Raw genomic sequence first — 23180 nt, forward strand, 5'->3', positions numbered from 1 at the left:
GAGGCGCGAGCGGAAAGACGCGCCCGTTGTTTGGGTCTTATTCACCTGAGCGCTCCGGCATGGGTGCATGGACGACGGGCCACGCGCGTTGCCGCGAGCCCGCTTTCAACGAGCCGATCAGGTGCCGCGCCACGGTCGGCGACGCGTGCTTGGTTCCATAGACGAAGCGCATCACGGGCCCGAAGCTGTGGGCGGACGCCGGACCGATCACATAGAGGCCGCGCACGCGCGTTTCGTAGTGCGAGTTCAGGTCGGGCATGCCGCCCTGATTCGAAATCGCGTCGGCCAGATCTTTCGACAGGAACGCGTGCTGCCGCATGTCGGTTTTGAAACCGGTCGCGGCGATCACGTGATCGGCGCTCACGCGCGCTTCCTTGCCGTCGGTCAGCACGTTCAGGACGACGCGGTCGTTTTCGATCGCGGCGGAGCGCACCACGGTGCGATGCGAGATCTGTACCTTGCCGACCACGCGATCGTGCAGCCACCATGCGCCGGACGCGCCATAAGTGTGCTCCATGATCAGCTTGCGGCGTCGCGGGTCGAGCATGTGGAACACGCCGGGAAACTCGGACAGGAACAGGGAGCGCCAGCCGCGCCCGAGCCCCGCGTCGGGTCTCTTGATGCGCGACAGGATGTTGCGCCCGCCGTGCGGCCGCTCATGCCACACCACGCTGCTCTCGCGCATCAGCACGTGCGCGCGTGCGCCGAGCTCGTTGAGCAACGCGGACAGCCCGAGCGCCGACTGCCCGCCGCCGACGATCGCAATGTCCTTGCCGCGCGCCCATTCGAGGTTCCCGTACAGCTCCGAATGCGACGCATACTGCGGCGGCAAGTCCTGCAGCGCCGGCGGAGTTTGCGCGAAGCCCTTCAGGCCGAGCGCGATCACGACCCGGCGCGCGGCGAGCGAGCGGCCGTCGCTCAGCGATAGCTGGAACTGATCGCCGACGCGGCGCAATGCGAGTACATCGACTGGCTGGATTTCGCCGACCAGATTCGACTGGAACCACAGCCCGTACTCGACGAAGGTCTCGAGCGGCAGCGCCATGCCGAGCGGCCGGTAAGGCAGCCCTTTGAGGCGGCAGTAGTCTTCGACGGTAAAGCCGCTGCGCGGCGCGTGCATGCTCGACGCAAAAGCTTCGGAGCGCAGCAGCATGCCGGGCGGCATGTAGTTTCGCCACGCTCCCATCGGTTCGCCGAGGATCTGGTGATCCACGCCGGCGGCCTTCAGATGCGCGGCAAGAGATGACCCGTACGGCCCCGCGCCAATGATGATGGTATCGGTCAAAGACATTGCTGGTCTCCAGGGGGAACGGCTTTTTTGTCGTTAGCGTCAGGCTTTGGCCTGACGCGACTCGGGCGCCCTGATCGCTTTTTTCCAGCTGCGCTTCATGCGTCGCAGCGGATTCATCACGACATAGTGCTGCAACGCTGGCAACGGATCATTCCAGCGAAAATAGCCATCGAAAATTTTGGTGCGCTCGCTCAGCAGTTCGGGCGGCGGCCGGTCGGAAAACGTCGCGCGCCACGCGACCGGTACCCGGCTCAGGCGCTCGACAGGTAACGGCAGGCCGAGTTCATGGCGGTACGCGGCAAGCGGAATGTTGACGCCGCACAGCGTCGCGATCTCCTCCTGCCAGTCCGTGCGGCCGACCGTCGGCTCGACCATCACGAACTCGTTGTAGTTGTCGTCCCATTTGTACTCGATGCTGCCCATGCCGTCGAAACCGGCCGCCTCGGCGAAGCGCCGCGTCAGCGGTTCGAGCGTCCCGCGCGCTTCGGGCGCGGCCACGCAGATGGCGGTGTTGCCGACGCCCGGGGGCGAGCTCAACACCTTGCGGCCGGTGAACATGCTGACCATCTTGCCGTCGGCGCCGCGATAGAACAGCGTGAAGTGGATGTTGCTGTCGGGCCCCTCGATCCACTCCTGCGCGATGATGCCGCCTGGCGTCGCCAGCATCGCGATCGCGCGATCGCGTGCATGCTGCAGCGTGTCGACGCGCACCGCGCGTTCTTTCTCGCCGCGCAGCACGTTGCGCTTGTCATCTGGTTTCAGCACGCACGGGTAGCGCAGTTCGGCCAGCCGTTCGATGTCGGCAAGCTTTTCGAGCACGACCGAGCGCGGCACCCGAAAGCCATGGCTCTGTGCGAATTCGTGAAAGCGCGCCTTGCTCGACAACATCTTGACGGTGTCGTCGGCGGGCAAACGGAATCGATACCAGTGCGACAAAGCCAGCCGATTTTCCGATACCGCATGCACCGCGTCTTCGTCCGTCAGAATCAGAACCGGCAGACGATCGAACCGCTTGCCGAGTTCGATCATTTCGTCGACGAATATTTTTCCAACGAAACTTTTTACCTGATGCGCGTGAACGTGTCGGCACCACGTCGCCGCGCGGCTCCTCGTATCAACTGCGACAACCGGAACGCGGGCCTGCGCGAGCGATCGCGCTACCCCCAGTCCGTTCAACTCTGCTCCAACAATAACCGCTGCCGATTGACCTGAGTCGTATGCGCTCGCCATAGTGTCGATTTCCTTGCTTCGTACGTGCATGGGCCCTCGAAGACATGCTTCGAGACTCCACGCGATCGAACTATCGAATTGGATAGAAATCCTTTTTATCGCCTCGCGGGGGCGCTTGGGCGTTAAAGCTATGTTTCGGCGGAAAGCATGCATGAGCGCGGCAGGCGCGTCCTGGCACGCGCCGTGTGTCGAATCATGGTCTTGCGATTTACCGCAGCGAGCGCATTGCGCTGCTCTCGCCGTGACCTACTTTACGTTTCCGCCTGATCTGGATACGTGCGCCGCCGCACAGAGGACAATAGAAAGTAAGAAGAGAAAAAAACCCTTTAGAAAGGCGCAGAGCCTTATTCCGTAAGGGTTTCAGCGATGCCGCAATTGTTATGTAAAAACCTTGCGAAGCATTAATTTATTGCGACGCGATAATGGCGGAAAAAAACTTTCTAATGGGACTATAAAGTGCTGGATCGCACAAAAAATATGCGCTACGAATGCTATTCGTAGCGCGTCGTCAAATGCCTTATTTACCTTCGCTCAATCCGCGCTCGAGCGCCGCGACACCCGCCGGCAAATCGACCTTGACGCCGAGATCGACCATCGTGCGGCCGAGCGCGTGCACGGTGCGAAACAGGTTGTGCTCGCGGCACTGCTCGCCCATCTGGCCGATCCGCACGATCGGCAAACCGAACGAGCCGGCGATTTCCACCTGATGCTGTCGCGAGATATGCGCGCAGACGTCGGCGGGACTCAGGCCGTCCGGCACCTCGATGCCGATCACCGAGTTGAGCCGGCAATTCTCCGGCGCATACAGTTGCAGGCCCATCGCGGTGACGCCCTGCTGCAACGCGAGCGAGCATTTCAGATGGCGCGCGAAACGCTTCTCCAGTGTTTCCGCGCAGACGAGCCGCAGCGCCTCGTGCAAAGCGAGTACGCCCGACACCGGCGCCGTGTAGTGATAACCAGCGTTGTGCCAGAAGTTTTCCGCCAGCGACGCATCGAGGCACCAGTGCGTGTTGGGCACCGTGCGGCCTTTGACGCGCGCCCACGCCGCGTCTGAGAACGCGATCAGCGACACACCCGGAATCGACGACAAGCCCTTCTGCCCGCCGGTAATCACCGCGTCGATGCCCCAGTTGTCCATTTCGAGCGGCATCGTGCTCAGCGTGCAGACGGCGTCGACGATCACGAGCGCGCCGGCTTCCTTCGCGAGCGCGACGATGTCTTTCAGATGATGGTTCCACACGGTGTTCGAGGTCTCGCCCTGCACGACCGTGACGACCTCGGGACGCTCGCGGCGCAGCGCTTCGGCGACCTGATCGAGACTCGCGACCGTGCGGTCCGCGACTTCGAGCGTGGTCACCCTCGCGCCGACGCGCCGGCCCATTTCGCCCATGCGGTCGCTGAAGAAGCCGTTCTTGATGCACAGCATGCGCGTGCCTTCCCACGCGAGATTGCAGATCGCCATCTCCATCGCGCCCGATCCCGGTCCCGCTACGCCGAGCACCCACTTCGACTGCGTCTGGAACACGTAGCGCGCCATCGTCTTCACCTGGTTCACCACCTTCGCCATCGTGCCGCCCAGATGGTTGATCACGATCGCATTGGCCTTCGCGACCGCGGCGGGAATCGGCACGGGGCCGGCGCCCATCATCAGCAGCGGTTCTTCGGGAAGGATGGCGTCGAGCGATTCGACAACCGGACAGGGGACGGACGCAGCAACGGTAGTAGGAGTGGAAGTCGGCATGATCGGTGTGTGAATGTGAAGCGCAAAGGAGCGAACGGCCTCGCCGCAGATACGCCGCTCGAGGCCGTTCGTCCGATCATTCACCGAACCGCGCGATTGCGCAAGTTTTTTGGCCAGGGTAGCCGGCGCGCTAAGCGCGCGTCCGAATGCCCGACAGTTACTCTTTCCTCGCGAAGTCGCCTAACATCGTGAGAAAGATAATCTGCTGTTTGACCCGTTTCTTGCCGCATGTTTGTGCATTCGATATTGCAGTTCGGCACCTCTGTCACTGTTATTCATTTACGAAAAACCGACTTCGCAAATCACGTCTAAAGCACGCTTCTTCGGAGCCTCATATGCGCACGATCCTGTTCAGCAGCCGTCAATACGACGTCGATACATTCACCGAAGCCAATGCCGCGCATGGCTATGAACTGCATTTCCATGAATCCCCTCTCGACAGCGAGACCGCGATCCTCGCGCATGGCTACGACGTGGTCTGCCCGTTCGTCAACGACAAGGTCGACGCCGCCACGCTCGAACGGCTTCATGCGGGCGGCACGCGCATGATCGCGCTGCGCTCGGCGGGCTTCAATCACGTCGACCTCGCGGCGGCCGAGCGGCTCGGCCTGCCGGTCGCGCGCGTGCCGGCCTATTCGCCGTATGCGGTCGCCGAACATGCGGTCGGGCTGATTCTCGCGTTGAACCGGCGCCTGCCGCGCGCGGTCGCGCGCACGCGCGAAGGCGACTTCTCGCTGCATGGGCTGCTCGGCTTCGACCTGCACGGCAAGACGGTCGGCGTAATCGGCACCGGCATCATCGGCCGGGTATTCGGGCGCATCATGGCGGGCTTCGGCATGCAGGTGCTCGCCTACGACCCGGGGCCGCACGCCGACGAACTGATCGCGCTCGGCGCGCGCTACGTGCCGCTCGATACCTTGCTCGCCGAATCGGACATCGTCAGTCTGCATTGCCCGCTGCTGCCCGACACCTATCATCTGATCAACCGCGCCGCGCTCGCGAAGATGAAGCGCGGCGCGATGCTGATCAACACCGGGCGCGGCGGGCTCGTCGAGGCGAACGCGCTGATCGGCGCGTTGAAGGACGGCCAGCTAGGCCATCTCGGGCTCGATGTGTACGAGGAAGAAGGCGGCATCTTCTTCGAGGATCATTCGAATCTGCCGCTGCAGGACGACGTGCTCGCGCGTCTGTTGATGTTCCCGAACGTGATCGTCACCGCGCACCAGGCGTTCTTCACGCGCGAGGCGATGACCGAGATCGCGCAAACCACGCTCGCGAACATCGCGGCGTGGCAGGCGGGCACGCCGCGCAACGTCGTGCAGGCGGGGTAGCGGTGATAACCGAGGTCTATGCGAGTTGCCGCGGACCGCGAAACTCAGACGTCGCTGTCGCTCAGTGGGGTCGCGCGAATCTCGGTGCGGGCATCATCGGCCGCGCCGCACAGCTCACGCAGCAATGCTGCCTCGCGCTCGTGCACTTCGACCGGACACCAGCGCGCGCCCGCGTCGGCCAGGTAGCGCGCGCGATGCTGGCCGTTGCGAAACGCCACCACCCCCTCGCGCTCGATGCCGATCCAGCCGAGCAATCCCGGCGCGCGACGCGTGGAGATCGTCACGTAGGGCATCTGCGGAATGCGCGCGCTGTCGGGATCGAGAAACTCGCGAATGCCGCGGATCTTGCCCGCGTGCCATTCGGCGACCGGCTTCAGCACGTAATCGGTGTTGTCGCGATTCGCGCACACGAGCAGCTTGCGCAGATCGACGAGCACCACCTGGTGACGGGTGCCGTCGGTAACGAATACGCGCTTCAGACGCACGTGGTCGTACCATGAATGCTCGCGCAACGGCACGATCCAGACCGTTTCGGCGCTGGTCGGTGCGGAGGCCGGCGATGAATTGGGCAAAGGCAGGGACAAAGGCACACTCGGCAAGCTGGCGGCGGGACACCAGCGCATTAATAGAGCGCTAACGCTACGAGCCGGATGTGACGAAAACATGACGGCCTACCGGATTAATCGCGCTGCATGAGCGGTTGGCAACACTTCCTGATCATCACGCGAACTCGGCGTTTCAGATACCCGTTCAAGTATACCTAACGATGATAGCCACCGAACATTTCAATCATCATGTGCGAATCGAGTCGCATGACGTCAACGGCGTCGCGACGATCGTGCTGGACAGGCCCGCGCGGCGCAACGCGGTCGACCGGCAGGTGGCCGACGCGTTGAGCGCCGCGTTCAGCCGTTTCGAGACCGAGCCCGCATGGCGCGCGGCCGTGCTGTTCGGAGCGGGCGGCACGTTTTGCGCGGGCGCAGACCTGAGCGCGCTCGCCGACGACACGCGTCGCAACGAACTGCACGCCGACGGCAGCGGCCCGGGTCCGATGGGACCGACCCGCACACGCTTGAGCAAGCCGGTGATCGCCGCGATCGCCGGCTACGCGGTCGCGGGTGGACTCGAGCTTGCCGCGATGTGCGATCTGCGCGTCGTCGAGGAAGACGCGGTGCTCGGTGTGTTCTGCCGGCGCGTCGGCATTCCGCTGATCGACGGTGGCACGATCCGGCTGCCGCGGCTGATCGGTTTGTCGCGCGCGCTCGATCTGATCCTGACCGGCCGCGCGGTCGATGCGCACGAGGCCCTAGGGTTCGGGCTCGCCAATCGCGTAGTGCCGAAGGGCGAAGCGCGCGCGGCCGCCGAGCAACTGGCCGCGGAGCTCGCCGCGTTTCCGCAGGCGGCGCTGCTCGCCGATCGCCGTTCCGTGCTCGAGAACAGCACGCTTGACGATCTCGCCGAGGCGTTGCGGCGCGAAGGCGCGGGCGGCTACGCGGCGGTCTTCGCCGAGGGCGCGGCGGGCGCGGCGCGCTTTGCATCGGGCGCGGGCCGTCATGGCGACAGGTTCGACGCAGATCAGCCGGCGCCGCCGAATCGTTGAGACATGCTTACCTGACACGTATAAGAGGAACTGCGATGGCTACGATCTACCGGGAAATTGCCGTGGAAACCGCCGCGGCCGATGCATGGGCGGCGCTGCGCGACCCCGCCGACGTCGCCCGCGCGTTCGCGGGCGTGCTGACCGAGGCGCGCATGGAAGGAGAACTGCGCTGGGTCACGTTCGCCGACGGCACCGTGGTCGAGGAACGGGTGATCGCCGTCGACGATGCGCACCTGCGGCTCGCCTACTCGGTGGGCGGCGGACGCTTCGAGCATCATCACTCGACGTTGCAGGTCGTCGCCGACACGCCCACGCGTTGCCGCGTGATCTGGATCAGCGACTTCAAGCCCGACGAGCGCGCCAACGTGGTCGAAATGCTGGTGGATGCGGGCTGCGCGGCGCTGCAACGCAACCTCGCGCGACGCTGAGCGCCGCTTTCCACAAAAACAACAGCTTTCCTGACGGCCTGCAAGGCAGAATTGACTTAGGTAGAATCCCCTACTGTTTTCCCCTATCCGGCGACAGCGTTTCCGCCTTCGGAACGCCCGCCCGGCGCCCGTTTTTCGCGCCGCTTCACGCGTCACACCCCATCATCGCCATGCCTTTGCCTCTGCTTGCCCTTGCCGTTGCCGCGTTTGGAATCGGTACCACAGAGTTCGTCATCATGGGGCTGTTGCCCGACGTCGCGCGCGATCTGTCCGTGTCGATTCCGGCGGCTGGCATGCTGGTGTCCGCTTATGCGCTCGGTGTGACGATCGGCGCGCCGATCGTCGCGATCGCGGTCGCCAACATGCCGCGCAAGAAGGCGCTGATGAGCCTGATCGGCGTGTTCATCGTCGGCAATCTGCTGTGCGCGATCGCGCCGGGTTACGCGGTGCTGATGGCCGCGCGCATTGTCACCGCGTTCTGCCACGGCGCGTTTTTCGGCATCGGCTCGGTGGTCGCGGCAGGCCTCGTCGCGCCCAATCGCCGCGCGCAGGCAATCGCGCTGATGTTCACCGGCCTCACGCTCGCCAACGTGTTGGGCGTGCCGCTCGGCACCGCGCTCGGCCAGGCGGTCGGCTGGCGCGCCACCTTTTGGGCCGTGACCGGCATCGGCGTGCTGGCGGCGGCCGCGCTCGCGGTGTGCCTGCCCGCGAAGATCGAGATGCAAAAGGCGAGCCTCGTGCGCGAATTCAGCGTGCTGAAGAACCCGCAGGTGCTGATGGTGCTCGGCATCAGCGTGCTCGCGTCGGCGAGCCTGTTCTCGACCTTCACCTACATCACGCCGATTCTCGAAGACGTGACCGGCTTCACGCCGCACGCGGTCACGCTGGTGCTGCTGTTGTTCGGCCTCGGGCTGACGGTCGGCAGCACGCTCGGCGGCAAGCTCGCGGACTGGCGGCTGATGCCGTCGCTAGTCGCGTTCCTGATGGCGATCGTCGTGATTCTGTGCGTGTTCGCGGGCACCATGCACGCGCGCATTCCGGCGATGCTGACCGTGTTCGTGTGGGGTGTGCTTGCATTCGCAATCGTGCCGCCGCTGCAGATGCTGATCGTCGATCGCGCAAGCCACGCGCCGAATCTTGCGTCGACGCTCAATCAGGGCGCTTTCAACCTCGGCAACGCAACCGGCGCATGGCTCGGCGGCATGGCGATCGGCGCGGGCGCGCCGCTGACGACGCTGCCGTGGGTCGGCGTCGCGACCGCGCTGGGTGCGCTGCTGCTGACGTTGTGGTCGGTGTCGATCGAGCGGCGGGTGGTGGTGGCGGGGTGAGCTTGCCGACCGAAGTCGTGGTTCGCGAGAGCGATCACACCGTTCTGCACTTTGCCTATAAACCTCTTGGATGAAGCATCCCACCGTCTACACGACTACCCCTGCCACCGGCGTTTCCGCCGTCGTGCGGTGGGATGAACAAAGCTCTACGCTGACCTGTGAGGTCACATATCCGCCTTGGGCTTCGCCGCAGGCACAGCAAAACAATCTCAGCGACTTGCTGGATGCACGCTTCGGCATTGGCGCCCCGCTATGTCCTCACGGCGGGCACCTTATCGATGCTTGTCGACCGGCATCACCGGTTAACCGGATTGGACTTTTACACGAATCCTGAGCGATGGGCCGTCCGCACGTCCGAACTGGCGGACCCAAGCGACGAAACTCCGCACATCGAGTGAGAATTCGACGCGCACGGACATGCAGAAGACATGGGCGCGCCGGAGGTCTTTTACGAGCCTCGCGACGGCACCCTTTATCTGTCGTGGGGTAACGTCTCTCACCGGTACGGTATTGCGCCAACGCTCGCGATCGGCGTCGATGACGACGAGCGGCCGTCAGGTGATCGTCGGCGCGGTGCTGGTGGTGGCCTGCGCGACTGCGTTGATGCAAATGAAATCGGTCGGCCACGATGCGGTGGTCGGCGTGCTGTTGTGCGCGGCGCTCGCGTTTCTGGTGGCGGTGTGGTGGGAGCGTCGGCGGATCACGCTGCGGACGGCGAGTTGACGATTAGACGCTAGTTGCTGGCTTTTACGATCTATACGCCGGGTGATAATCTTCAACCCACGTTGCGCGGGCACTCGACACGGCCCATATTTTGTGGTGCCACCGCAAGCAACGGGGAGTCCGCCATGGTCGCGATGCGCTTGTTGCTCCGTGCCAGCCTGTTGGGCACGGCGATCGCGGTAGCCGCGATCGTCGCCGCAAACTGTGGTGGCGGCGGAGGCGGAAACAGCAGTGCCCCGACGGGCACGAGCGCCGGCGGCAGCGCCTCATCGGGCGCATCGACCCCAGCCGCGGCAAGCGGCGGCGGCACCACCACTGGTGGCACCACGAGCGGCGGCACCGGTAGCACCGGCACCGCGGGCAGCGGCTCGGCCACGTCGATGGGTGGCACGTCGACGGCAGCCGTGCAGGACGTGCTCACCTATCACAACGACATCGCGCGCACCGGCCAGAACCTCGGCGAAACCACGCTGACGCCCGCCAACGTGACGGCCGCGACATTCGGCAAGGTCGGCTTCTTTAGCGTCGACGGCAAGGTCGACGCGCAGCCGCTATTCGTCGCTTCGCTGGCGATCGCGGGTGGCACGCACAACGTGCTGTACGTCGCGACCGAGAACGACACCGTGTACGCATTCGATGCCGACACCGGCGCGACCCTGTGGCAGGTGCGCACACTCGGCAGCGGCGAAACCCCGAGCGACGACCGCGGCTGCAGCCAGATCGTGAACACGATCGGCATCACCTCGACACCGGTGATCGACCGTTCGCGCGGCACGCACGGCACGATCTATGTCGTCGCGATGTCGAAGGACCCGGCCGGCGGCTACCATCATCGCGTTCACGCGCTCGACCTCGCGACCGGCGCCGAACTGCTGAACGGTCCCACCGAAGTCGCCGTCGCCTCTTACCCGGGCACCGGCGCGGGCAATACGAACGGCGTCCTGCCGTTCACCCCGTCGTTGTACGCGGAGCGCGCGGGGCTGCTATTGCTCGGCAACACGGTCTACACGACATGGACCTCGCACTGCGACGACGGCGGCTATACGGGATGGATCATGGGCTACGCCGCCGACACGTTGCAGCAGACCACGGTGCTCAACGTGACGCCTAACGGCATCGGCGGCGCGATCTGGATGAGCGGCGCGGGGCCGGCGTCGGACGGCTCGTCGATCTATCTGCTCGATGCCAACGGCACTTTCGAAACGACGATGAGCCCGAGCGGCTTTCCGGCCAACAGCGATTTCGGCAATTCGTTCCTGAAGCTCGGCACGTCGGGCGGCCTGTCGGTCACGGACTACTTCGCGATGACGAACGTCGTGCAGGAGGCCAACGACGACATCGACCTCGGCTCCGGCGGCGCACTGGTGCTGCCGGACCTGACCGACGCGAACGGCGTCGTGCAGCATCTGACGCTCGGCGCGGGCAAGGACAGCACCATCTACGTGCTGAATCGCGATTCGATGGGCAAGTTCAACCCGACGACCGACAACATCTATCAGGAGATTACCGCGCAGCTGGCGGGCGGCGAGTTCGGCATGCCCGCCTATTTCAACGGGCGCGTGTATTTCGGCTCGGTCGGCGATCATCTGAAGGCATTCACCGTGACCAATGCGAAGCTGTCCATCACACCCACCGCGCAAAGCGCGATGACGTTCGCCTATCCCGGCACGACGCCGAGCGTCTCGGCGAATGGCACGTCGAATGGCATCGTATGGGCCGCCGAAAACGGCAACGTCGCGGCACTCCATGCGTTCGACCCGGTCACGCTCAACGAGCTGTACAACAGCAACCAGATGGGCACGCGCGATCAGTTCGGCACCGGCAACAAGTTCATTACACCGATGATCGCGAACGGCAAGGTGTATGTCGGCACGACGAATGGCGTGGCGGTGTTCGGGTTGCTCGGTAGATGAAGCGGACGACGCGCCGAGTCATTGCGACACGGCACGGCCAAGGTCTCGCACAAACGACGAGGGCCGGCATTCGCTGCCGGCCCTCGTTCATCGTGACTGCCGCGCGCTCACTCTCGCGCCGGCAGAATCTCTCCGGCACACGCGCCGAACCCGACGCGATACCCGTCGCCCTGGCACCAGCCCACCAGCGTCAGCACATCGCCGTCCTCGATGAACGTGCGCGTACCGCCCTCGTGCAGCTCCAGCGGCTTCTTGCCGTTCCACGTCAGTTCGAGCAGGCTGCCGTACGAATCCTCGGTCGGCCCGCTGATCGTCCCCGAGCCCATCAGGTCGCCCACCCGCGTATTGCAACCCGACACCGTGTGATGCGCGAGCTGCTGCGCCATCGTCCAGTACATGTATTTGAAGTTGGTCCGCGCGATCGTGCTCGCTTGCCGCGCGTGTGGCGCGCGCAAGCTCACTTCGAGATGAATGTCGAACGCATGCTTTCCTCGATGCCGCAGATACGCGAGCGGCTCCGGCTCCTGCACCGGCTGCGCGACGCGGAATGGTTCGAGCGCATCGAGCGTGACGACCCACGGCGAGATCGTCGTCGCGAAGGTCTTCGCGTTGAACGGACCGAGCGGCACGTATTCCCATTGCTGGATGTCGCGCGCGCTCCAGTCATTCAGCAGCACCATGCCGAAGATGTGCGCCTCCGCGTCCTCGCATGCGATCGGCTCGCCCAGCGCATTGCCGCCGCCGATAATGAAACCCGTCTCCAGTTCGATATCGAGCTTGCGGCACGCGCCGAACACCGGGCGCTCCTGATCGGGCAACTTGAGTTGACCATTGGGGCGACGCACCGGCGTGCCGCTCACGACCACCGACGACGCCCGTCCGTTGTAGCCGATCGGCATCTCCGACCAGTTCGGCAGCAGCGCATTCTTCGGATCGCGGAACATCGAGCCGACATTGGTCGCGTGCTCCTTCGACGAATAGAAATCCGTGTAGCCCGGAATCTGCACCGGCAGATGCAGACGCGCATCGGCCTGATTCACCAGCACCTTCGCGCGCAACACGGCATCGTCGCGTAGCGTCGCGGTGTCGCGCGCGAACAGTTGGCTCAGCTGGATTCGAACGCTGCGCCATGCGTCGCGGCCAAGCGCGATGAAATCGTTCAGCGCATCGCGCGCGAACACGTTCTGCGCCGGCACGTTCAGCAGACCCGCTGCCTGCAACGCGCCGAGATCGACGATCTGATCGCCGATCGCGACGCCGACGCGCCGCGCGTCGTTGCCACGATCGCTGAAAATGCCGAACGGCAGGTTCTGGATCGGGAAGTCGCTCGCCGGCTCGTTGGCCGACTCGATCCAGCTCTTGCGCGACGCATCGAGCGTCGCCTGGAGATCGTTCACCGCGTTCATCGTTGCTCCGGATTGAAGTGTTTCTTGAGGCCTTGCCAGCACTCGTAGTAATGCGCCTGCAGTTGCGCGGTTTCGAGCGCGAAGCGCGTCGGCTTGATCAGCGTGCGCGTCTCGAACATGAAGGCCATGGTGTCGTCGACCTTCTTCGGCATCGAGGTATCGACATGCGACGCTTTCTCGAACGTGTCCGCGTCCGGACCGTGGCCCGTCATGCAGTTGTGCAGGCTCGCGCCGCCGGGCACGAAGCCCTCGGCCTTCGCGTCGTAGACGCCATGCACGAGACCCATGAACTCGCTCGCGACGTTGCGATGGAACCATGGCGGGCGGAATGTATCTTCAGCCGCGAGCCAGCGCGGCGGGAAGATCACGAAGTCGATCGTATCGACGCCCGGCGTGTCGCTTTGCGATTGCAGCACGAGGAAGATCGACGGGTCCGGATGGTCGAAGCTGATCGAGCCGATCGTGTTGAAGCGGCGCAGGTCGTACTTGTACGGCGCGTAGTTGCCGTGCCATGCCACGACGTCGAGCGGCGAATGGCCGATGTCCGCGCGCCACAGATTGCCGTTCATCTTCGCGACGAGTTCGAACGCGCCCTCGCGGTCTTCGTACGCGGCGTGCGGCGTCAGGAAATCGCGCGGATTCGCGAGACCGTTGGAGCCGATAGGCCCCAGTTCCGGCAGACGCAGCAACGCACCGAAGTTCTCGCAGATATAGCCGCGCGCGCTGCCGTCCGGCAGGCTCACCGCGAAGCGCACGCCGCGCGGAATCACCGCGATCTCGAACGGCTCGATATCGATGCGGCCCATTTCGGTCGCGATATACAGGCGGCCCTGTTGCGGCACGATCAGCAGTTCGCCGTCGGCGTTGTAGAAGAAGCGGTCCTGCATCGAACGGTTCGCTGCGTACAGATGGATCGCGCAACCGTTCATCGCTTCGGCCGAGCCGTTGCCTGCCATGGTCACCCAGCCGTCGATGAAATCGGTCGGTTCGGACGGCATTGGCAGCGGGTCCCAGCGCAGCTGGTTCGGCGGCGTCGGCGGCACCTCGGCGAAGTTCGCGACGAGCCGCTCCGACGGCATCATCGTGAACGGCTTGTGCATCGCCGCGGGACGAATCCGGTACAGCCACGAGCGACGGTTGTGACCGCGTGGCGCCGTAAACGCGGTACCCGAAATCTGCTCGGCATACAAACCATAGGCCGCGCGCTGCGGCGAGTTGCGGCCGGTCGGCAGCGCGCCAGGCAACGCCTCGGTTGCGAATTCGTTCGCGAAACCCGACTGATAGCCGGGCTCGATTTCAGGTCGCAGGCGTTGGTCGGCCGGCGTACGTGTTGAGGTATCCATACAAGGTTCTCCGCGAGTTGCTCGATTCTTTCCCGATTACGTGATCTTTGCAGTCACGCTCAGGCCGGCTCGGCTTCGGACGCGCGAACTGGTGAAATCACGTTTTACGCATAGTAAAACTAATTACGAATAGTGAAACTAACGTATACCCTTGGAAGCGGGCATGCCAACCTCGTGATTGCACGCTGAGCCCCGGCCCATAAGCGTCAGGCCAATAACGTTATGAGCATTTTGTTAATCCGCGCAGGGCGCGTACTGCTACCATCAATGGATGCGGCCATCGCGTCGCGCAGCCACGCGCCCGGTGCGCGTTCATCGTCGCCTTTCACTCGCCTTCATGATTTCGCCGACCATCCCCGATCTGATCGCCCGCGCCGCTCATCACCCGTTTCTCGGCGAGCATCTGGCCATGGGACAAGGCGCGCACGCAGGCATCGCGCTCGCGCATTTCGACGGCATCGAGCTCACGAGCGCCTACGAGCCGATCTTCGACATCAGCGTGCATGGGCTCGCGCAGTCGCTATCATGCGGCGCGGAAGGAGTCGACCGTTTCGGCGATGAGCTCGGCTTTCAGGCGGTCACGCACCGGCTCGGCGCACCGCCGTTCGACGTGTTCGATCCGTTCGACAACATCGCCGACGATCAGCAGCTGGTCGCGCTTGATCGCATGTCGCGCGCGCTGCACGCAATCAACTTCTTTGGCCCGCAGCGGCATGGGCTGCTGTTTCTACGCGTGCACGAGAGGCTGCTGAAGAGTGTGAAGTACGATCACGGCCGGCATTTTTCGAGCGTGCTGACGTCGTTCAATCTGAATCCGACGCGCATCGTCATCGAACTGCCGGCGGCGGCGGTCGCGCACAAGACGTTTCTGGGTTATCTGACGCGCAGCTATCAGCACTACGGCTTCAAGGTGGCGGGCAATCTGTCGAACGCGGGGCAGATCCTGTCGGTATCGGAAACCGCGCGGCTCGATTTCATCAAGATGGATGCGACGGCCGCATTGCGCGACGCGACCGTGAAGCCGCTCGTCGGCTACGCGGGCCGGCTGCGGGTGCCGCTGATTTTCAATCGCGTGATGGACGAGACGCAGTTCTCCGCGCTACAGCAGTACGACGTGCGGTTCGTGCAAGGTCCATTGTTCAACGCGCATTATCACGACCGGGCGGCGTGACACGGCGTGGGCCCGGTTGGCCCGGGCGCCCCGGCCTTCGCTCAGCCCGGCTCCCCCAGCCGCGCCGCGAGCGCCTTCAGACGCGGCGCGACGTTCTCGCGAAACACCTCCTCCCCCATCGACGACGCCGGCCCGCTACAGCTGAGCACGAGCCAGCGGTTTTCGCGCGGCTCGCGAAACGGCACCGCGACCGCGTTCACGTCGTCATGCCACGCACGAAACGAGTAGCAGCAGCGTTCGGTCGCGAACGCGGCGATCTCCTGTTCGGCTTCGGCGACCAGCATCGCGCCCGCCCTGCCTGCCGCTTTTTTCAGTTCCGCGAGTAACGCAGTACGCGCGTCGAGCGGCTGCACGGCGAGATATGCGCGGCCCATCGAGCTCGTCAGCATCGACAGTTTCGAGCCGGATGCGAGGCCGAGCGTCAACGCGGTTTCGCTGCGGATCGTCTCCAGATACACCATGTCGAGCCCATCCCGGCAGCCGAGCGAAACCGCCGCGCCGACCTCGCGCGCGAGGCTGCGAAGGTGCGGGCGCGCGAGTTCGAGTATGTCGCTGCCCGATAGCAGCGCGAAGCCGAGCGACAGCACGCCCGCATCGAGCGCATATTTGCCGTGTCTTTCGTCGAGCCGCAGATAGCCGAGCACGGTCAGCGTGTAGGCGAGCCGGTTCACGGTTGCCTTCGGCAAACCCGTGCGTTCGACGAAATCGCGATTGCCGAGCATCGTGTCGCCCGGCTGGAACGCGCGCAACAGGTCCAGCCCGCGGGCAAGGGCGACGACGAATTTGCGTTCGTCGAGCGGAGCGGAGAAAGTGGATGGCAGCGTCATAGGGTGCTACACTCGGGCGTCGTTTGCAAAACATTGTTTCGCAAGGCGGAACTCAAGTCAAGCTTGTTCTGAGCGTGAAATCAGGAGATACGTCATGGCCGTAGCCGCGCAGTTTCACTGGGAAGACCCGTTGCTGCTGGATCAGCAGTTGACCGAAGACGAACGCATGGTGCGCGATGCCGCCGCGGCTTACTCGCAGGACAAGCTGCTGCCGCGCGTGCTAGAAGCGTTCCGCCATGAAAAGACCGATGTCGGGATTTTTCGCGAAATGGGCGAACTCGGCCTGCTCGGCCCGACGATTCCCGAACAGTACGGCGGCCCCGGTCTTAACTATGTCGCGTACGGGCTGATCGCGCGTGAAGTCGAACGTGTCGACTCCGGCTATCGCTCGATGATGTCGGTGCAGTCGTCACTGGTAATGGTGCCGATCTACGAATTCGGCTCGGACGCGCAGAAGGAAAAATATCTGCCGAAGCTCGCGCGCGGCGAGTGGATCGGCTGCTTCGGTCTGACTGAGCCGAACCACGGCTCCGATCCGGGCAGCATGGTCACGCGCGCGAAGAAGGTCGATGGCGGCTATTCGCTGTCGGGCTCGAAGATGTGGATCACCAATTCGCCGATCGCCGACGTGTTCGTCGTGTGGGCGAAGCTCGAGGAAAACGGCAAGGACAACATCCGCGGCTTCATTCTCGAGAAGGGCTGGAAGGGTCTGTCCGCGCCGGCGATCCACGGCAAGATCGGGCTGCGCGCGTCGATCACCGGTGAAATCGTGCTCGACGATGTGTTCGTGCCGGAAGAGAACATCATGCCTGGCGTCAGCGGCCTGCGCGGTCCGTTCACTTGCCTGAACTCGGCGCGCTACGGCATCGCCTGGGGCGCGCTCGGCGCGGCGGAAGCATGCTGGCACATCGCGCGTCAGTACGTGCTCGATCGCAAGCAGTTCGGCCGGCCGCTCGCCGCGAACCAGCTGATCCAGAAGAAGCTCGCCGACATGCAAACTGAAATCACGCTCGGGCTGCAAGGCGTACTGCGCCTCGGCCGCATGAAGGACGAAGGCACGGCCGCCACCGAAATCACGTCGATCATGAAGCGCAATTCGTGCGGCAAAGCGCTCGACATCGCCCGCCTCGCGCGGGACATGCTCGGCGGCAACGGCATTTCGGACGAGTTCGGAGTTGCCCGCCATCTGGTGAACCTCGAGGTCGTCAACACCTACGAAGGCACCCACGATGTTCATGCGCTGATCCTCGGCCGTGCGCAGACCGGTATTCAGGCGTTCTTCTGATGCCGCTGGCGTTCCGCTAAGTGCAAAAAAAGCCGGTTCATTCGAACCGGCTTTTCTGTTTGATGCCGCGCAGCTTACTGGTTCGGCTGCGGCGTCATGCGCAGGTACGGGCGCAGCGCCTTGTAGCCTTTCGGGAATTTCTGCCTGATCACTTCCTCGTCCTTCAGCGACGGCACGATCACCACGTCATCGCCCTGCTTCCAGTTGCCCGGCGTCGCGACCGAGTGACTGTCGGTCAGCTGCAGCGAATCGATCACGCGCAGCACTTCGTCGAAGTTGCGGCCGGTGCTCGCCGGATAGGTGATGATCAGACGCACCTTCTTGTTTGGATCGATGATGAACAGCGAACGCACGGTGAACGTTTCGTTCGCGTTCGGATGAATCATGTCGTAAAGCTGGGAAACCTTGCGATCGCCGTCCGCGAGAATCGGAAAACCGACGCTGGCGGCCTGCGTCTCGTTGATGTCCTTGATCCACTCCTTGTGCGACTCCGCGCTGTCGACCGACAACGCGATCGTCTTCACGTTGCGCTTTTCGAACTCGCTTGCAAGCTTCGCGGTCAGGCCCAGCTCGGTCGTGCAGACCGGCGTGAAGTCGGCGGGATGCGAGAACAGCACGCCCCAGCTATTGCCGAGCCAGTCGTGAAAACTGATGCGGCCAATGCTCGACTCCTGTTCGAAATCCGGCGCAATGTCGCCAAGACGTAGACTCATAGTGCATCTCCTGTAGGTATTCGGAACGTATCCAGATAAGGTCGCGGGCGTGTGCCCGCGACGGCCAGACGATAAAGCATAAGGCCGTGGTGGTACATGGCGAACCAACATCGCGTCAGTACTTTATGCGTTTTTGTAATTTTCTCCCGTTTGATGGAAACTTTGCGGGACAGATCAACTCAATCCGATACCGGTCTGGAGCAAAGTGCCCTCAAACGGGTGTTGCCACGCGCTGCCGGGAACGGATCGTGCGTCGGCGCCATGCAACCGGCACTAGGCTCGCCAGCGACCGTTTCTTTGGTTACGATTTACGCGTAGCGTGAGACAAAGGGAGCTGTCAATGTCGGAAGTCAACAAGGAGAGATTGATGTCGGATATCAAAACCGTCCTCGCGGACGCTGAAGACCTGCTGAAACAGGCCGCGAGCGCTACCGGCGAACGCGCGTCCGAACTGCGTGAGACCGCGCTGACGCGCCTGAAGCAGGCGAAAGAAAAAGCAGCCGACGTTCAGGTCGTGGTCGTCGAAAAAGGCAAGAAGGCTGCCCGCGCTACCGACGACTACGTGCACGAACATCCGTGGGCGTCCATCGGCATCGCCGCCGGCATCGGCATGGTGGTCGGTCTGCTGATCAATCGCAAGTAAAGGTCGGTGAGTCCGCCGGAGCAGGCATGTCCGGCGCACCGGCGATACAGGCGGACCGGCGCGAGCCACGCCGGTCCCCTTCTGCTGGCGCGCGTGCGCGCTGGCCAGGCCCTCACGCGCAACGCCCACAGCCATGACGACCGAAACACACTCGCAGCGCGCAGAACACAGCCCGTTGCGCCGTATTCTCAGTTCCGTGTTTGCGATTCTGCAGACGCGGCTCGAACTGGTGGGCATCGAACTCGCCGAGGAAAAAGACCGCCTGCTCGGCGTGCTGTTTCTCGGTCTTGCCGCAATGATGCTCGCCACGATGGCCTTGATCGCGTTGACCGCACTCGTCGCCATTGCCTTCTGGGACACCTACCGATGGCAGGCGCTTGCCGGCATCACCGCGGTCTACGCGATTGCCGGGCTCGCCTGTGCGCTGAAGGCGCGCAGCGGTCTGCGCAACGCGCCGCTGGTGTTCGAAGCGACCATCGCCGAGTTCGAAAAAGATCGCGAAGCGTTTCGCAGCCGCGACTGATGGGCAAGTTTGTCTGCATCCGATCCATCGCCTCATCTCCACTCCCGCCGACACGCCATGAGCCCATCCCGTCCCGATACAGCCTTTCGTAACAAGCGCCATCCGTCGAAGGATCTGAGCGCCCCGCATCTGCGGGCGCTACGCAAGGAATTGCTGCTCGTGCGCGCGGACGTGGAGCGCGTCGAGCTCGCGCAGGCCGTCTTCGAACTGCGCCAGGCCGTCACACATTTCAGCTGGCTCAAGTTCGTGATCCCCGGCTTCGGCGGCGTGCGCGTCGGCAAAGGGGCCAAGGCAAGCGTGCTCAACGCGGGCACGATCGGCGCATTGCTCAAGCAGTACCCGTTCATCAGTTCGGTCGTTTCGCTGTTGCTCGCCAAACCGCTGCGCGCGACTGTCGTCAGGAGCGCAAGACCCGCGCTCAAGTGGGGCAGCCTTGCGCTCGGCGCGTGGGAAGCGTTCCGGATCTGGCAACAGATGAAGAACGAGTCGGCGGCGGCGCGGGCGGCGGCGGCGGTTTCCGCTACCGCGCAGGCGGCGGCTGAGCAGGTCGATTCGACGAGAAGCGGCTATTGAGGTCGTGGCCGCTACGAGGGGCTGCGATCTGCGCTATATCGGATGTCCGCTCGCACGGCCGCGCGCGTCGGCTTTCAATCACCTGCTAACCCGTATTCCAGCATTCGCTGCTCGTGGGCGTCGCGCCGCTCGTGTCGTTTCTATTGCCTCGCTGACCTGTCGCATCTAGCGTGAACGTGCCACACGGGTCATCGCGCATCGGGCCCGCTTCCGCTGGCACCGCTTCGATCGAATAGCCGCCGTTCGTGTCGTCCGCGGGCAGCACGCGCACGCGATACACCGGCGCGCCGAACTGCGGCGCCTGATCGATGCCCGGTGGCAAGGCCGGCGCGCCATCGCTCGCCGCGGCCTCGACGAATTGCGCGGCCCGATATAACGCCGACGCCGCGTCGATATGATGGGTGCGCGCGATGTGGCTGCGATACGAAGGGATCGCAAAGGCGGCGAGCGTGGCGGCAATCGCGAGCGCGATCACGAGTTCGAGCAGCGTGAATGCGGATGTGTTCGGGCTTTTCATACGTGTCCAGTCGGTGCGTTCTTCAGAATGGTCTCGCGGCAACGCGCCGCCAATGACGCTCGATCGCGCCATCCTCGGTCACCAGTTCCATCTGCAACCAGACCTGTGACTCGCTGCTCTGCCCGAAGCCGCGCGCGGTCAGCAGATAAGCGCTGGCGTTGGGTCGACTCGCGAGACGCCAAGGCTCGATCAGGCATTGCGGCGCACGCGATGATCCCGGCCATTGCGACACAGGCGTGATGGCGCCTGCGTCGAACGCGGTTTCAAGCCTCCATTGAACCGGCTCGCCGGATGTGAGCGGCGCATTGGGCGCGTCGCCAGGTGCCGATCGCACGTTGCGCTCGCACAAGCTCAGCGCCGAATCCGCCGCGTGGAAAGCCTGCAGAAAGTCGCGCGTATTGGTCGCCGCGCGTGCGGCCGCGAGCGATGTTTCGAACCAGATCGCGGACGTGGCGAGCATCATGGCCGAGATCAACAGCACGATAGCAAGCACGACCCCGCGTTGATGTGCGCGTCGGGCACCGTCCCGACAACTTCGCCTGCCTAAGTGTTTCGCTTTTCCACCTGCCCCGCCGCATATGTCGTACGCGCGGCAGCGTTGCGTTGCTGCGTCACGGTCCATCACGACGATACCTCCGCGCGATTGCGCAGCGCCACCCTGCGCGAAAACGCCTGCCGAGGCCGCAAGTCGGTGCCGAGCGTACTCACGCCATCGCAATCGATGTACTTCGAGCGCCGTCCTTGCGGCGCGCCGCGCACCAGCACGCAGACATCTACCGCGACGATGTTCGTCCATTGATCCGCCGCGACGGCCGACGCGTTCACAGCATTGGCCGCACCGCTCAGCCAGTAGCGCAACCGCACGCGCTCGACGCCTTCGACCAGCGGCTGCGCGGACCCCGCATTGCCGCTGCCGACGCAGTAAAGCTCCGGCTCGCCGGTCGAGCTGCTGAGGTTGGCGAAGTACCGATTGACCACCGGCGCGCCGTGATCGCCAAGAACTGCGTCGCTGCTCTTGACGGCCTGGCCGACACAGTCGGTGACCTGCCCGCTCGACGATGGCCACGTCGATACGACGTCTGCGACGTAGCGGATCGCGACGCCATCGGAGCCGGTACTCAACGCGGTGCAAGTGAGGTTGTCGTCGGCGCCGGTCGGGCGACCGCCCGAGCAGCCGAACAGCGCAGGCGCCGCGTTATAACCAACGACATCGGCAGGAACGAAGCCGGCCATCTGCAATTGCTGGCCGATCAGCATCAGCGCGGTCAAGCCGGCTTCGCGAATCCGGGCCGCGTTGCTCGCCTGCACGAACGCGTTGCGCTGCGTCGTGTAAAGGGACACGGCCCCCGCGGTCACGATCAGCCCGAGCGCCATCGCGATCAGGAATTCGACCAGCGTGTGACCGCGTGGGCAATGCAGCCGCTTCATTGCGCGAACGCCAACGCGACACACGACGATCCGGCCGGTGCATCGACGCCGCCGCAAGGCTCCGCCGACGGGCCGATCCCATCGCCCGCAGTGGGCCGGTCCCGCACGGAAGCCCACGTCACGCGCGCCGCAGCGACTGCGCCGCTCTCGCCGACCGATGCGTCGCCGTGCGGCAGCAGAACACTCGCCCAAGCGCTCCATTGATTGAGTGCGGCATTGCCCACGGAAGGCGTGCGCGTCGCTTCGGCGATCGACTCGGCTATCCACGTGGCGCTCTCGCGCAGCGACATCGCGCGCGCTTCACGTGCGGTCCACACCTGAGCCGCGATCAACCCCAGCGCGCTCACCGCGACCAACGCGACCGCCAGCATCACCTCGATCAACGAACTGCCGCCACATGCCGACGCATGCGCACGCAACCGGGTGTGGAATGCGGGCCGTCTCATGACGTCGCTCCACACGCGCCTTCCGAGATCCGCGCGCGACCTCCTGCCGCGACACTGATGCAGCGCCGCCACGGGTTGCCCTGCATCGACTTCGATGGGCTCCGCGGCGCGATATCGAAACTTCGAAACGCGCCGATCAGTTGGCCGGCGGGCGGCGTGAACGTCATATCCGTCTGCACGCCGGCGATGCTCACCGCCGCAAGCGCCGGCTGCGCGCGCAACAACGACGGCTTGCCGCCGCGTTCGGCGAATACGGCCCATCCGCAGGCCCAGTCGGCGACGCCATCGGCGCAAGGTTGGCCCGACGCGAGACAGACGCGCGCCGCATCGACGCGACACACCGTGATACGCGCGCCGCGCCGCAGCGCCTCGCTGCGCGCGTAGGCGAAGGTGGACAGCAGCGCCTTCGAGCGCGCGTCGACCTGATCTCGCATCTGCCATGCGGCGAACGACGGCATCGCCATCACCGCCATCAGCATCACGAGCGCTATCACCGCCAGCGTCTCGACGAGCGTGAAACCGGCGCGGGACGGCCGGCGAGTTCCATTGATTTTCATCTGCATCCCTGAGCGTTTCGAACAGATGCAGCCAATCTAGCGATTTGCGAGTGCGCCGACCATCGTCCGAATGGCCAGGTGGCATTCAGACGTTAGCGCACGCAACAATGCACGTGACGATCGATCACGGAGGCGGGAGAAGCGATGCGTGAAGAAAAGCGCG

The 23180-nt window shown here is 64.3% G+C and carries 24 protein-coding genes; 11 read left to right on the plus strand and 13 right to left on the minus strand.

Annotated features, from left to right (window positions below; genetic code table 11):
• Positions 1 to 37: 37 nt before the first annotated feature.
• From VSR82_RS12530 to VSR82_RS12540, 3 genes are all read right to left on the minus strand, one after another.
• On the minus strand, positions 38 to 1291 hold the full coding sequence (locus VSR82_RS12530; protein ID WP_410851297.1) for an FAD-dependent oxidoreductase: 1254 nt from the start codon (positions 1289 to 1291) through the stop codon (positions 38 to 40).
• Between the two features lie 39 nt (positions 1292 to 1330).
• On the minus strand, positions 1331 to 2320 hold the full coding sequence (locus tag VSR82_RS12535; RefSeq protein ID WP_368585390.1) for a carboxylate--amine ligase: 990 nt from the start codon (positions 2318 to 2320) through the stop codon (positions 1331 to 1333).
• A 718-nt stretch (positions 2321 to 3038) separates the two neighbouring features.
• Positions 3039 to 4262: a pyridoxal-phosphate-dependent aminotransferase family protein gene (locus tag VSR82_RS12540; RefSeq protein WP_368585391.1), complete on the minus strand. Its 1224-nt coding sequence runs from the start codon at positions 4260 to 4262 to the stop codon at positions 3039 to 3041.
• Between the two features lie 335 nt (positions 4263 to 4597).
• Between VSR82_RS12540 and VSR82_RS12545 the strand changes: the two genes are divergently transcribed.
• The gene (locus VSR82_RS12545; RefSeq protein WP_368585392.1) at positions 4598 to 5593 is read left to right on the plus strand and encodes a 2-hydroxyacid dehydrogenase; all 996 of its coding nucleotides are present in this window, start codon (positions 4598 to 4600) and stop codon (positions 5591 to 5593) included.
• A gap of 44 nt (positions 5594 to 5637) precedes the next feature.
• Here the strand turns inward: VSR82_RS12545 and VSR82_RS12550 are convergent, their stop codons facing one another.
• Complete coding sequence (locus VSR82_RS12550; protein ID WP_429460801.1) at positions 5638 to 6216, minus strand: plasmid fertility inhibition factor family protein; 579 nt, start codon at positions 6214 to 6216, stop codon at positions 5638 to 5640.
• Positions 6217 to 6359: 143 nt separating this feature from the next.
• On the opposite strand from VSR82_RS12550, the gene VSR82_RS12555 reads away from it, so the two are divergent.
• The 5 genes from VSR82_RS12555 to VSR82_RS12575 all read left to right on the plus strand — a co-directional run bounded on the left by VSR82_RS12555 (position 6360) and on the right by VSR82_RS12575 (position 11585).
• On the plus strand, positions 6360 to 7193 hold the full coding sequence (locus VSR82_RS12555) for a crotonase/enoyl-CoA hydratase family protein (protein ID WP_429460803.1): 834 nt from the start codon (positions 6360 to 6362) through the stop codon (positions 7191 to 7193).
• A gap of 35 nt (positions 7194 to 7228) precedes the next feature.
• The gene (locus VSR82_RS12560) at positions 7229 to 7621 is read left to right on the plus strand and encodes an SRPBCC family protein (protein ID WP_429460805.1); all 393 of its coding nucleotides are present in this window, start codon (positions 7229 to 7231) and stop codon (positions 7619 to 7621) included.
• A 170-nt stretch (positions 7622 to 7791) separates the two neighbouring features.
• On the plus strand, positions 7792 to 8949 hold the full coding sequence (locus VSR82_RS12565) for an MFS transporter (RefSeq protein WP_368585396.1): 1158 nt from the start codon (positions 7792 to 7794) through the stop codon (positions 8947 to 8949).
• A 537-nt stretch (positions 8950 to 9486) separates the two neighbouring features.
• Positions 9487 to 9672, plus strand: a complete 186-nt coding sequence (locus VSR82_RS12570; protein ID WP_410848082.1) for a hypothetical protein — start codon at positions 9487 to 9489, stop codon at positions 9670 to 9672.
• Between the two features lie 125 nt (positions 9673 to 9797).
• Complete coding sequence (locus tag VSR82_RS12575; protein WP_498857727.1) at positions 9798 to 11585, plus strand: outer membrane protein assembly factor BamB family protein; 1788 nt, start codon at positions 9798 to 9800, stop codon at positions 11583 to 11585.
• Positions 11586 to 11692: 107 nt separating this feature from the next.
• Here the strand turns inward: VSR82_RS12575 and fahA are convergent, their stop codons facing one another.
• Both fahA and hmgA read right to left on the minus strand, forming a co-directional pair.
• On the minus strand, positions 11693 to 12991 hold the full coding sequence (gene fahA, locus VSR82_RS12580) for a fumarylacetoacetase (protein ID WP_498857728.1): 1299 nt from the start codon (positions 12989 to 12991) through the stop codon (positions 11693 to 11695).
• Positions 12988 to 14334 (minus strand): homogentisate 1,2-dioxygenase, encoded by a 1347-nt coding sequence (gene hmgA / locus VSR82_RS12585; protein WP_429460812.1) that lies wholly within the window; start codon positions 14332 to 14334, stop codon positions 12988 to 12990. Before hmgA ends, fahA begins: the two co-directional genes overlap by 4 nt.
• Before the next feature lie 337 nt (positions 14335 to 14671).
• On the opposite strand from hmgA, the gene VSR82_RS12590 reads away from it, so the two are divergent.
• Positions 14672 to 15505 (plus strand): diguanylate phosphodiesterase, encoded by an 834-nt coding sequence (locus VSR82_RS12590; protein WP_368585401.1) that lies wholly within the window; start codon positions 14672 to 14674, stop codon positions 15503 to 15505.
• Between the two features lie 41 nt (positions 15506 to 15546).
• Here VSR82_RS12590 and VSR82_RS12595 read toward each other — a convergent pair whose 3' ends face one another.
• Positions 15547 to 16332 (minus strand): IclR family transcriptional regulator, encoded by a 786-nt coding sequence (locus VSR82_RS12595; RefSeq protein WP_368585402.1) that lies wholly within the window; start codon positions 16330 to 16332, stop codon positions 15547 to 15549.
• A gap of 94 nt (positions 16333 to 16426) precedes the next feature.
• Here VSR82_RS12595 and VSR82_RS12600 point away from each other — a divergent pair, with 94 nt between their 5' ends.
• On the plus strand, positions 16427 to 17617 hold the full coding sequence (locus VSR82_RS12600; RefSeq protein WP_368585403.1) for an acyl-CoA dehydrogenase: 1191 nt from the start codon (positions 16427 to 16429) through the stop codon (positions 17615 to 17617).
• 74 nt (positions 17618 to 17691) lie between these two features.
• Here VSR82_RS12600 and VSR82_RS12605 read toward each other — a convergent pair whose 3' ends face one another.
• On the minus strand, positions 17692 to 18330 hold the full coding sequence (locus VSR82_RS12605) for a peroxiredoxin (RefSeq protein WP_368585404.1): 639 nt from the start codon (positions 18328 to 18330) through the stop codon (positions 17692 to 17694).
• A 340-nt stretch (positions 18331 to 18670) separates the two neighbouring features.
• Between VSR82_RS12605 and VSR82_RS12610 the strand changes: the two genes are divergently transcribed.
• The 3 genes from VSR82_RS12610 (at position 18671) to VSR82_RS12620 (ending at position 20069) form a co-directional block, all read left to right on the plus strand.
• Positions 18671 to 18973 carry an ElaB/YgaM/YqjD family protein gene (locus VSR82_RS12610; RefSeq protein ID WP_026227987.1) on the plus strand — a complete coding sequence of 101 codons (303 nt, stop codon included), beginning with the start codon at positions 18671 to 18673 and terminating at the stop codon, positions 18971 to 18973.
• Positions 18974 to 19106: 133 nt separating this feature from the next.
• The gene (locus tag VSR82_RS12615) at positions 19107 to 19496 is read left to right on the plus strand and encodes a phage holin family protein (protein WP_368585405.1); all 390 of its coding nucleotides are present in this window, start codon (positions 19107 to 19109) and stop codon (positions 19494 to 19496) included.
• Positions 19497 to 19553: 57 nt separating this feature from the next.
• Complete coding sequence (locus VSR82_RS12620; protein ID WP_429460817.1) at positions 19554 to 20069, plus strand: DUF3318 domain-containing protein; 516 nt, start codon at positions 19554 to 19556, stop codon at positions 20067 to 20069.
• Positions 20070 to 20154: 85 nt separating this feature from the next.
• On the opposite strand, the gene VSR82_RS12625 is transcribed toward VSR82_RS12620, so the two are convergent.
• From VSR82_RS12625 to VSR82_RS12645, 5 genes are all read right to left on the minus strand, one after another.
• A complete protein-coding gene (locus VSR82_RS12625; protein ID WP_429460819.1) occupies positions 20155 to 20586 on the minus strand; it encodes a type IV pilin protein in 432 nt (143 codons plus the stop codon).
• Positions 20587 to 20608: 22 nt separating this feature from the next.
• Entirely contained in the window at positions 20609 to 21079 is a 471-nt protein-coding gene (locus VSR82_RS12630; RefSeq protein WP_410842336.1) for a pilus assembly PilX family protein, read from the minus strand.
• Between the two features lie 128 nt (positions 21080 to 21207).
• Positions 21208 to 22014: a PilW family protein gene (locus VSR82_RS12635; protein ID WP_498857729.1), complete on the minus strand. Its 807-nt coding sequence runs from the start codon at positions 22012 to 22014 to the stop codon at positions 21208 to 21210.
• The gene (locus tag VSR82_RS12640; RefSeq protein WP_368585410.1) at positions 22011 to 22460 is read right to left on the minus strand and encodes a type IV pilus modification PilV family protein; all 450 of its coding nucleotides are present in this window, start codon (positions 22458 to 22460) and stop codon (positions 22011 to 22013) included. Before VSR82_RS12640 ends, VSR82_RS12635 begins: the two co-directional genes overlap by 4 nt.
• A complete protein-coding gene (locus VSR82_RS12645; protein ID WP_429460823.1) occupies positions 22457 to 23023 on the minus strand; it encodes a GspH/FimT family pseudopilin in 567 nt (188 codons plus the stop codon). The genes VSR82_RS12640 and VSR82_RS12645 overlap by 4 nt, the downstream gene beginning before the upstream one ends.
• Positions 23024 to 23180 lie beyond the last annotated feature (157 nt).

Origin of the sequence: Burkholderia sp. JPY481, from assembly GCF_038900515.1 — a bacterium.
GTDB classification, from domain to species: Bacteria; Pseudomonadota; Gammaproteobacteria; order Burkholderiales; family Burkholderiaceae; genus Paraburkholderia; species Paraburkholderia youngii.